This window comes from Collinsella sp. TM06-3 (assembly GCF_003436395.1).
In the GTDB taxonomy this organism is placed as follows: domain Bacteria; phylum Actinomycetota; class Coriobacteriia; order Coriobacteriales; family Coriobacteriaceae; genus Collinsella.
In genome coordinates, this window is record NZ_QSPG01000035.1 from 1 (window position 1) to 10,739 (window position 10,739).

The 10,739-nt window shown below is 51.2% G+C and carries 10 protein-coding genes; all 10 read left to right on the forward strand.

Translation table 11 applies throughout. The annotated features are described in order from the left end of the window. A partial coding sequence (locus tag DXD56_RS09545) for a hypothetical protein (protein ID WP_233524981.1) occupies nucleotides 1-1,669 on the forward strand: 1,669 nt, incomplete at its 5' end. 85 nt (nucleotides 1,670-1,754) lie between these two features. Beyond that, nucleotides 1,755-2,048 (forward strand): UDP binding domain-containing protein, encoded by a 294-nt coding sequence (locus DXD56_RS09550; RefSeq protein ID WP_199411581.1) that lies wholly within the window; start codon nucleotides 1,755-1,757, stop codon nucleotides 2,046-2,048. A gap of 248 nt (nucleotides 2,049-2,296) precedes the next feature. Next, nucleotides 2,297-3,172, forward strand: coding sequence for a hypothetical protein (locus DXD56_RS09555; protein WP_117641037.1), 876 nt, complete (start codon nucleotides 2,297-2,299; stop codon nucleotides 3,170-3,172). Then, complete coding sequence (locus tag DXD56_RS09560; protein WP_117641038.1) at nucleotides 3,169-4,086, forward strand: hypothetical protein; 918 nt, start codon at nucleotides 3,169-3,171, stop codon at nucleotides 4,084-4,086. The genes DXD56_RS09555 and DXD56_RS09560 overlap by 4 nt, the downstream gene beginning before the upstream one ends. Before the next feature lie 218 nt (nucleotides 4,087-4,304). After that, nucleotides 4,305-5,399 (forward strand): hypothetical protein, encoded by a 1,095-nt coding sequence (locus tag DXD56_RS09565; protein WP_117641039.1) that lies wholly within the window; start codon nucleotides 4,305-4,307, stop codon nucleotides 5,397-5,399. A gap of 208 nt (nucleotides 5,400-5,607) precedes the next feature. Continuing rightward, nucleotides 5,608-5,883 carry a type II toxin-antitoxin system RelB/DinJ family antitoxin gene (locus DXD56_RS09570; RefSeq protein ID WP_117641040.1) on the forward strand — a complete coding sequence of 92 codons (276 nt, stop codon included), beginning with the start codon at nucleotides 5,608-5,610 and terminating at the stop codon, nucleotides 5,881-5,883. Further along, nucleotides 5,880-6,179 (forward strand): type II toxin-antitoxin system YafQ family toxin, encoded by a 300-nt coding sequence (locus tag DXD56_RS10320; RefSeq protein ID WP_117641041.1) that lies wholly within the window; start codon nucleotides 5,880-5,882, stop codon nucleotides 6,177-6,179. Before DXD56_RS09570 ends, DXD56_RS10320 begins: the two co-directional genes overlap by 4 nt. Nucleotides 6,180-6,268: 89 nt before the next feature. After that, nucleotides 6,269-7,318, forward strand: a complete 1,050-nt coding sequence (locus DXD56_RS09580) for a hypothetical protein (protein WP_117641042.1) — start codon at nucleotides 6,269-6,271, stop codon at nucleotides 7,316-7,318. Nucleotides 7,319-7,826: 508 nt separating this feature from the next. Then, on the forward strand, nucleotides 7,827-10,232 hold the full coding sequence (locus DXD56_RS09585; RefSeq protein WP_117641043.1) for a PHP domain-containing protein: 2,406 nt from the start codon (nucleotides 7,827-7,829) through the stop codon (nucleotides 10,230-10,232). Next, complete coding sequence (locus tag DXD56_RS09590) at nucleotides 10,213-10,533, forward strand: hypothetical protein (protein WP_117641044.1); 321 nt, start codon at nucleotides 10,213-10,215, stop codon at nucleotides 10,531-10,533. Before DXD56_RS09585 ends, DXD56_RS09590 begins: the two co-directional genes overlap by 20 nt. Nucleotides 10,534-10,739: the final 206 nt, after the last annotated feature.

Sequence of the window (10,739 nt, forward strand, 5' to 3'; positions counted from 1 at the left end):
TATTTGCTCAATGTGTTCGGCTGAGATCGGAAATCAACCGTTGCTGCGCCTGATTAGCAGCTTACTTTTTATGGTTAAGAAATCTGACAAGCGAAAGATAATTCTCAATTCACGCATTTCCATTCTCAACGAAGCTGGTAGGAAGGACGATTCTTTTCATCGTTTGATTCGCAAACTTGATGATCAGCTTGTTTTAATAGACACCAGTTCCATGGCCTTATTGGACAAAGCTCGAATACTTCTTTCTAACTTGCGATTCGAAAACGTACCGCAGCCGTACATAGAGGCGCTATCTAAAAAAGTCGATAAAGATAAAGCGGGCTGCGTTAAGATTTGTGAACACGCCAACTATAATCCTCGTGTGATTGAGTATTGTTCTCGCCCGGAATTTATTGAGCAATGTGATTTGAACAATTACTGTTCAGAGATTGTTTCACGTCTTAATAACCCTATTGATATCTGGAAAAACGAATTCGAAGAGCGTCTTGGTGAGGAAGAGAGAGTTCTTGCTTTTCAACTATTTTCGTTTGGAAAGAAATTCGTAAGCCTGTCACATCTAAAAACTGCCTTTAATTCTAGAATCAAACTATCTTATGGGATTGATTGTTCTATCGATTGCTTTGATCGTGCAATCAAGCGCCTTGAGTCGGCCGTAATCAAAACGGTTGTTATCGATGGTGAGCGGCATGTTGCAATGATTAACCCTTCTGTTAATGATTACTGTGCCGCCTTTCTTGCTGGAAATACCCTAGAGTCTACAGCGATAGTGGAATCAGCAATATATGCCGATCAGCTAGAAACCATTTTTAAGGTCAATACAGATAGGTCCGTTATCGACGCATTTAAATTCAGGGCCATTAAAGGCGAGGTTTTAACCCTTAAAGTTGATTGCCCTGGATCTTGGCTTCGTCTATGTCCGGAGCATTATGTTTGTTCTGTATTGCGACAGATTATTGGTCTTCTTATCGATAGTGATTTTGAATGGATTGGATCTCTTCTGAGTGAAATGCTCGATTCAGAAAACACTAAAGCCTGGGAATCTGTTTCGCTTTTGCTGGTTGGCTCAGGTCGGGGTGCTTTCTATAACAGCCCATACTATGCGGAATTGCTATGCTCCTTTTTGAACTTGAGTCATTTAGCGATAGGTACAAGCTATTTAACAGCCTATGACTTATTGGAAGACCTTGAAAGAGCTAAAAAGATACTGAATGTCTCCGATAAAGTTTCTGGACGTCTTTCACTTGCGCTTAAGGCGGAAGCGAATCGTTGGCTTAAAGAATATGTCATAGATTCCGTTGAGAGCTTTGGTAATGGTCGTGATTGGGAATCTGAATATCAACCTTCGATGTTCGACTGTTATATCGAGGATTGGGAAACGTTTGTAAAAAAGAAGATTCACGATGCGATGCTCAAGAATTTAAATCCATATTCGATACTTTATGGTTTTTGTGACGGTTTAGGTGAATTTCTAACGGAAGACATTTCGTTAGACCAGGTAGAGGAAGTAGTTAAAGATTGCGTTTCCGAATTTGTATGGGATTTGAATCTTGAGTATAAAGACGATAGGGAAGACCGCGTTGTCGACACTGCCGACGATTACCGATATGAAATGGCTCAATATCAAAATGATATAAGAGCTGTAGAGAAACTATTCATCGAATCATGTTGATTCGGTCTTGGGTTCTAGTCGGATAATCCAAGCATCTTTATAGAACGGTGCATGCTTCATGTAAGCTCTTGTTGTGAATAGTTGCATGGGCGAGCAGTGGCCGGTCCAAGGCGTGTGCTGTCTGACGACAAAGTCAAACAGCGACAACTTACGAGCGAGCTCCATCAAGGGCGTCATAAAGTGCGTTAAGGGCAAGGGCGTGCCCGTGGTGGTCTACGAGCCCACGCTGGACGCGCCGGAGTTCTTCGACTCCGAAGTGGCCCACGACCTGGAGGCCTTCAAGGCTGGCTGCGACGTGATTGTCGCCAACCGTTGGAGCGAAGAGCTCGCTGACGTGGCGGACAAGGTGTACACGATGGGTCTGTTTAAGCGGGATTAGGGGAGAGACCGCCTGCGCTAGGTAGGGCCTGACCTGCAGCGAAGTCACCTTAGCTGAGGACGGGGCGTATCGGCTAGCGCCGATACGCCCCGTCTTTCGTAGTTATCAGCAATTACAATAACGAATACCGAATGTGCGAGTTCAGCAAGATCAGCATGTAGGGAAGGCATTAGCTGCTAAATATATTGACTCAGCAAACACTTGATCTAGTGCTGCAAATCCAGGAATGACCGATTGGAGAACACGCAATGCAAGCACAAGAAATCACCGAGGCAATTAAAAAATACATGCAATGTGACACCATTGGCCTTCAAGCTGTAGTTCTGCATGGCGAATGGGGTTCGGGGAAGACGTATTATTGCGAGAACGATCTTAAAGCCGCTCTAAATGATATAGGCGTAAAGACATGTCGCGTGTCGCTATTTGGCGTTTCCGGCTATGATGAGATCTGCAATAGAGTTCTGGCTTCACGACTCCATATTTACGAAAACGCAAAAGATCGCGTTGGCACCGCGATGAACGTTTTTAAGAAAAGTGCAATTGAAGCCGGCACCTCAGCATTAAATAGCAAAATTGCAGATTTAGGAATTCAGATATCAGTAAATTCCGACTTGATGCTGTCTTTAATCGACATGACGAAAGTTCTCGTAATATTGGACGATTGCGAACGCAGTAGCTTCGCCCATGATGACCGTTCATTTCTTGGGTTCGTTAACAATATGGTCGAAAACCATGGCTGGCATGTGATGCTCGTTAGGAATCAGCCCCTGTCTTTTGAGGATGACTGTTCTGTTGAAAAGGCGGTTATACGCCAAATCGAATATGAGCCAGACCTACAGGCGCTTTACCGAGTCATGGTAAAGGACAAGCTGCGCATTCCCAAACATATCGACTTCGAAGTCATGGATGCTATTGCTGAAGGACTGAAGGGATCCCTTGTCAATATAAGGGCTCTATTAAGATCAATTCCGTCTATTAACTGCGCATTAAATACGTCGGTTCTTTTCGATGAAAATATCGATTTTCATGGAAGAGTAAAAGCGTTCTCAGATTTTGTTGGCTATACAGTTCAAGCATCAGCAGGAATAGTTCCTGATGAGCCTAAAGACGAAAAAAATCAATGAGCATTTTCAATGCGTCTGAACTTCAGGAATATGACAACTATCTTACTTTATCAAGGGCCCTTGCCCCTTTAGCTGAAGGGAAGGATATAAACCCAGAAACTGTTAAGAGTTCATTCAAAAAATTTGTGCTGAAGAAAAACCCCAATTCAGCTGCAGACGTCGAGGCCCAAGAAATGGAATACCATTGGAGCGCTTTGCACTGCTTGGAAGACAGTGAGGTTGAATTGCTGGCGAACAAACTTAAAAACATGCTAGCTAAGGGGCAGTATTCTCAAGAATGGTTCTATAAGATCATTGGGTTTTCACTTAATCTTATTAATCTTGGGTTCTGGGATGAATCATATCGCGAGAAGCTTCTCGATTCGCTTCGGCTCGCCGCAAATCACGACCCCAAGTGCGACGCTGCTGCTTTGAGGCAAGAACGGGATAATTTTAATGATTTTTATGGTACAGATGCCAATCTCATAATGGACAAACTTATAACTGAGGTTGAACAAGATGAAAGGGAGCGAGATTTAAATCGCATCAGTTTTGAGTTTTCTATAGTTGACCAGAACACAGGTAAAACAATCTCCGCGTTTTTTGAAGAAGTCATTAAATCCGAGCACCAAAATAGAATACTGAATGTACCAGCTGAAACTGTGGCCATGTCAACCTATGTAGGAACCGCTGACTCACAAAATTCTCTGCATTCATTTTTTCATACCGGCATGAAGAGATATAGAGACAAGCATAGCCTGAATGAAGCCGTTGGATGGTTAAAAAAGATTGACGCGCAACTTGTCAAAATGGGGTCCAAATCTCGCATGGGCGGACTGAGAACTAAATGGATTCGCAATGACATCAAGGAGGCAATCGAAACGTTGAGCGAAAGGGCGCAGTGCGCATCAACTGAATCTGATGCCGTTATGTGATTACGCCTAGTTGCTCAACGCCTTGCTGATGCCATGCGCTTGTTCAACATATGAGAAGCTTCCTTTCGCCGACTGACAAAACGATTTACACCTAAATATTGGCACTGTTCACGGGCGTTTTCTTTGCTTACGGCCTGATCTCGCTAAACTAATAGCTGCTGCTACCAGGGCATTTTCTGGTGCACATTCTATTGGCTCCTGCGAAGATCGGAGCGGGTATGTTTGCTGCCGAGTCCTACACCAGCCGTCATTACATTGCGATTGTTGCCATGGCCTGCCTATTCGTTTTGCTGGGCGGGCCTTCTAATGACGCGGGCGCGGAGAGCCTAATCATCGCGGGCGCGACGTACTACGAGCCGGGCGCGTCGGGCCCCGGCTGGGCCTGGACCGATGCCGACCACCTGGAGCTCAACGGCTACGCGGGCGAGGCCATCGGCGCCGAAGGCGACCTGGTGCTGACGCTTGCCGGGCAAAACTCCGTGACGGAGTCGCATGCGCCCGATGCGGACATCACGCTGTGCGGCATGGAGGTGTGGGGCAACCTGACGCTTCGCGGCACCGGGACACTGAAGGCGACGGGCTCGCAGTGCGGGATCCACGTTTCGCAGGCGTTCGCGGTGGACGGCTGCACCGTCGATGTCCGGGCAGACGGGGCCGATATCACGGACGAGGCGGTCGCCGGTGTGATCGCCGGCAACATGGCCGTGCGCGGCGGCGGGCGCGTCGTTGCCGCCGGCGCAGGGACCGGAGCGGGCGTGCGCGCCTACGGCGTGTATCTGCAGGATGCGGGCCTTGGCGATGGTGCGGCCGGCTGTCGTCTTTCCGTCGACGCCTCGTGGCTTGATGCGACCGGCGCCGACGGCGGCGTTGCGCGCACGGGCGGCTCGCTTGTGTCTGCGCGATTTGTAACGCCTGCTAGCGGGACCTTTGGTACTAGTGGCGTGGTGGATGCTGCAGGGGTCGTGGCACCGCATGTTGTGATTGAGCCCGATGTAGCCACGCCTCCGGCGGGGGAGACCGACAGGGGCGAGGTGACTGGCGATAGCGCGGGCAAGTCTCCCACCGATGCTAACCCCGCTGCCGGAGAGCCCACCACAGGACCCACGGTAAATCCGGCGCTGAAACCAGCGGCCGCGACAACCAAGATAACAACGACAGTAACCAAGACCACGGTCGCCAAAGTCCCCAAGCCCAAAGCTGCCACCGCGGCAACTGCGGCACTCCCCAAGACCGGCGACAGCAACTGGATCGCTGCATCTTTATCGTTATTCCTGCTGGGGTTGGTGCTTTTTGGTGCCACATATCGCTGCTGAGACTGCGCGACGCACCTAGCTGCAATACAAGACCTCTGTTGAAGCTTTAAGGGCAACATTTCCGGATAGGGAGCGTTGCCTTTTTCGTGCATGCAATGTATGACGTGCCATACCACTTAAATGACTATGTAATTACTTGTAATTACATAGTCTACTATTGTATATGCATTATAATAAGGTTGCACTCACGCGATTGGAAGGTCTAAAAATGGCAAGCTCAACATTAACCATCAGGGTTGACGACGACCTCAAACGCGAGGCGGCGGAAGTTGCTGATTACTATGGACTTGATTTGTCGTCCGTGACTCGCGCTTTCTTCAAGCAAATGGTCAACACCCATCGCATCCCGTTGACTTTTGCCCCTGAGGAGCCCAGTGCCGAAAGCCTTGAGGCCATTCGCGAGGGGGACGCTTTTCTTGCATCTGGCAAAAAAGGACGGTTTGACAATGGCGCCGATCTGATCGCTGCTGCGATGGCACAATGAGCACGTTAACCGCAGAGTTCTCTGCAGCCTTCTCCCGCGATTTAAAGAAAAAAGCAAAGCGCCGTAAATGGGATTTATCTGAGCTTCAAAAGCTAATTGACCTGGTGCTACAGAATACACCTGAGTCAATGGACATATTAAAGCGACGTCATAATATGCACCGGCTAAGCGGCAACTGGGCAGGGCGAAACGAATGTCACGTAGCAAACTCGGGCGACTGGCTTGTTATATGGTCATCAAACGAAGAGGTAGCTTTCTTTGAACGCACCGGCAGCCATGATGAGCTGTTTCGATAATTCCCTTAATATCGAAACCACCAAAACTATCCGGATTTCAACCTAATGGCATCCAATTTGCTCAATCTTGTTGGAAATGTTGCTGCGCAATGACGATTGCCTGCCTATGCGTTTTGCTGGGCGGGCCTTCTTATGCCGCGGGCGCGGAGAGCCTCATCATCGCGGGCGCGACGTACTACGAGCCGGGCGTGTCGGGCTCCGGCTGGGCCTGGACCGATGCCGATCACCTGGAGCTCAACGGCTACGCGGGCGAGGCCATCGGCGCCGAAGGCGACCTGGTGCTGACGCTTGCCGGGCAAAACTCCGTGACGGAGTCGCATGCGCCCGATGCGGACATCACGCTGTGCGGCATGGAGGTGTGGGGCAACCTGACGCTTCGCGGCACCGGGACACTGAAGGCGACGGGCTCGCAGTGCGGGATCCACGTTTCGCAGGCGTTCGCGGTGGACGGCTGCACCGTCGATGTCCGGGCAGACGGGGCCGATATCACGGACGAGGCGGTCGCCGGCGTGATCGCAGGCGACATGGCCGTGCGCGGCGGCGGACGCGTCGTTGCCGCGGGCGCTGAGTCCGGAGCGGGCGTGCGTGTCTATGGCGTGTATCTGCAGGATGCGGGCCTTGGCGCTGGCGCGGCCGGCTGTCGGCTTTCCGTCGATGCCTCGTGGCTTGACGCGACCGGTGCCGGCGGCGGCGCTGCGTGCACGGGCGGGTCGCTTGTGTCCGCACGGTTTGTGACGCCTGCCGGTGGGGCTTTTGGTGCTAGCGGCGTGGTGGATGCCTGCGGTGCGGTAGCACCGCATGTGGTGGTTGAGCCCGATGTGACCACGCCGCCGGCGGGGGAGACCGACAGGGGCGATGTGCCTGGCGATAGCGTGAACAAGTCTCCCACCGATGCTAACCCCGCTGCCGGAGAGCCCACCACAGGGCCCACGGCAAATCCCGCGCTGAAACCCGCGACCGCGACAACCAAGACAACAACGACAGTAACCAAGACCACGGTCGCCAAAATCCCCAAGCCCAAGGCTGCCACCGCAACAACTGCGGCACTCCCAAAGACCGGCGACAACTGCTGGATTACAGCATCCGTGGCGCTCTTCCTGCTAGGAACAGTACTTCTAGCTGCCGCATATCGCTGCTGAGGCGGCACGACGCATCTGGCTGCAATACAAAAACACTGTTGAAGTTATGAGAGCAACGCTTCCGGATAGGGAGCGTTGCTATTTTCGTGCATGCAACATCTAACGTGCTAGTCATATGCGTTTTCGCGCTGGGAATGGAGCCGAGTGCCTTTCTTTAAAATATGATCACCCCAATACCTTTCCTCCGGACCGGCGCTAACTTGCACTATTTGGTGCTGTGAGATTCTGAGACGAATGGGCGGCATTCGCACTTGCTTGGGGATCATTGAGGGAGCCGTCGGATGAAGTTGACATCAAGGGCGGAAGCCGCTGTCATCGAGGCTATCAGCAATGACGCTAGAGGCCGATAAGTATCTAACCCGCATCGAGGGATGGGATTAACATAGGGACGAAGGAGTTTTGTTTGAGAGGTTCATATAACCGGCCCATCGACCAAGAGGGGCAATGGGGCCATCTGATATCAACGTTGGGCGATATGCAATTCGCCTGGACAGCATAAGAGGTGCAATTGGAACGCATAGTCACGAAGCCAACCAGAATCGATCTGCATATCCATTCTGCTGCAAGTATCGCCACTAAGGACAAAGGTAAGAAGGAACTTGCCGACTGCGATAAAGACCATGTTGATGCGCTGCTTCGCGGTTTGAAGGCGCATGACATCAACATGTGCGCAATCACCGACCACGACTGCTTCGACAAAGACCTCTACTACGCTTTGAAAGAGAGGGAGGGGGATGGTTGCCTGAACAAAGTGCTTCCTGGTATTGAGTTCAGCGTATCCATTCGCGCCGGTGGCAAGAAGCCGACCGTCGTCCATATCGTTGCCATCTTCGATGACCGGCACCCCGATCTAATCGACGGCATCGCAGAGGTCGTCTGTGATGAGAATGGGAAACCGCGCTACGACGATCTTAATATTGGCGCTTTCACCGAAGACGGTTTCACCAAGGTCTTGAGGGACATCGGCCTCAACGCCGTCCTCATCGGACACGAGAAATCGGCCGGTCAGGAAGCGAAGCGGGACGTGAGCAGTCTCGGCGCGAATTGCGCCAGCGAAGTGATTTTGACCGAGTTTGTCGACGCGGTCGAAATTCGCAACAAGCGGCGAGAACTCGACATCAAGAGACTCATCGAGACCTATCCCAAAGATGCCGTTCCGTTTGTTGTCGGGAGCGATTGTCATGATTGGGCGACCTATCCAGGGAAAGAAGGCGGTGAGATTTCGTTCTCCAGCCTGAAATGCCTGCCGACTTTCGAAGGTCTGCTCATGGCAATCACCGACCCCTCGAGAATCAAGGTCGGCGACTGCTCGTTCTTCAGCGCCAGCTCCTCGAAGCTCGACTCGCTTGAACTCTCAATTGACGGCAAGTGCTTTGACATACCGCTTTCGCCCGGAATCAACGCGATTATCGGCGACAACTCCATAGGCAAGTCGATGATGATTCACCGCATAACCGGTTGCCGGCATGTAGGCGATTCCAAGTTGGTCGACGGATACGAGGCCTATTGCGCGAAAGAGGGCATAAGCGTCGATACTCTTCTCCCAGATGCGGCTGAGTTCAAGTTTGACGACCAAGACAGCGTTCGTAAAACCCTCGAAGAGCTGCATTCGGGGCAGGGGCAAGACGATTATTTCGGTAAGTATTTTCAATCCCACGTTGATGTCAGCTCAATCAAAGAGTCGCTCAAGCGCTTCTTTGACGAGTGCGTTGTCGCCCTAGAGTCGAAAGCGCGCTTCAACGATGCACGCCGTCGACTTGATAAGCATGAGGTGGTTTTGCGGGACCTGCCAAAGTCTGAGAAGCTTACCATCTCCCGATTTTCGAAGACGATCTCTTTTAAGGACATCGATGATCTCTGCTCTAAATTGCTCTCCTGCAGGAGCGATCTTGCCAACGCAATAATAGATTACTCGAAACTTTTCAAAGAGATGGGGCTTGAAGCCGCCGAGGCCCATGCCGATGCAATGGAGGCGATGGATAGGCTTCTCAAACTTCTCGAGAAGCAAAGGCTGGTCTACAAACGCAATGACGCGAAAACCCAAGCAGTCAAGGACGCCGCGAGCGAGGAACGCAGAGTTCTTTCGAAGAGAAAGACTGACGAGCAAAAAACTATCGATGATTATTCGGCGACCCTTGACGAGGTCTCTGCGAAAATTGCCAACGCAGTGTTGCTTGCCGCAAAGCGCTGCGACAGGAAGCTCGAGTATGCCGTTCCTGTTGACATTAGGGTTCCCAATCCTATGGGGAAATTCATATTTGTCTCCGAACTCACTTCTGGTAGTACCGACATAAGCTACTGCAATGAGGTCTTTAGGGAGGTGTTTAACAAGCCTAAGCTATCGCTTCTGCTGAATGGCATTCAGTCCGAGACTGAGCTGACTACGGAGGAAATAGCTGCAGCGGTAACAGGCGAAAAACCTTCCATGGCGACGTGCTACGATCAGATTCGCAACAAGCTTCATGCGGTGGTTGACCGCGTAACCGAGAGAAGGAAAATCACCAACAAGTCCATAGGCATCGACGCCGAACCGTCGCCTGGCCTGTACGGGACCCTGTACTTCGACCTTTTGGCGGAGGAGGACGCTAAACCAGGGGTCTATATTATCGACCAGCCGGAGGATCAGATCTCGCAAGTAGCGATTAAGGAGCACGTCCTTGGCGCCTTTAAGAGGATGAGCGCCAACCGGCAGGTGCTGATGATTACGCACAACCCGCTCTTTGTCGTAAACCTCGATGTCGATAACGTCATCGTTCTCGCACGCGACAAAAATGGAATAATTGACGTGAAGAGTGGGGCTTTGGAATACGAATGCGACGACTACAAGGTGCTCGACCTTGTGGCCAAGACCGTTGAAGGAGGCGCTGACGTTGTCAGGAAACGACTCAAACGCTATGGCTCAGAAGGCATATAAGGTCGGGCTGAAGGATGGGAAGATCGCGATCGAGGGTGTTGACGGCTTTTCCATTGATATCGAAGACCCGAAGCTGAACGTAGGGAAGTTGTACTCGGCCCTTTTCGCTGGAATCGACGAACCTACGACGATTTCCCTCGAGCCCACGACTGAACTTAAACAGGATCGCAAAGCCTTCTCTTTCTTTGAAAGCTTGAAGAAGATCGTGGACGGCGCTTGCGAAAAGATGAATCCGGGTCTGGCTGATATCGCCAAGAAGGCTGAAGGACTCGACGCCGACGACGTGGCAAAGCGGAGCTGACGCCCTGCTGCTTGTTCGCGAAAGCCAAGGGCAATGGAGACTTTCATGGTAACTATTGTTTGCGATATACGCGGTAGCGCGATTGGGCATGATGACATGATTGGGCTTGATGACATGTTAGCTGTCTAGGGTAATTTGGAATTGTGGATATGCGCGGCCATCAATAAGGGTTGATTTCCGATCTCAGCCGAACACATTGAGCAAAT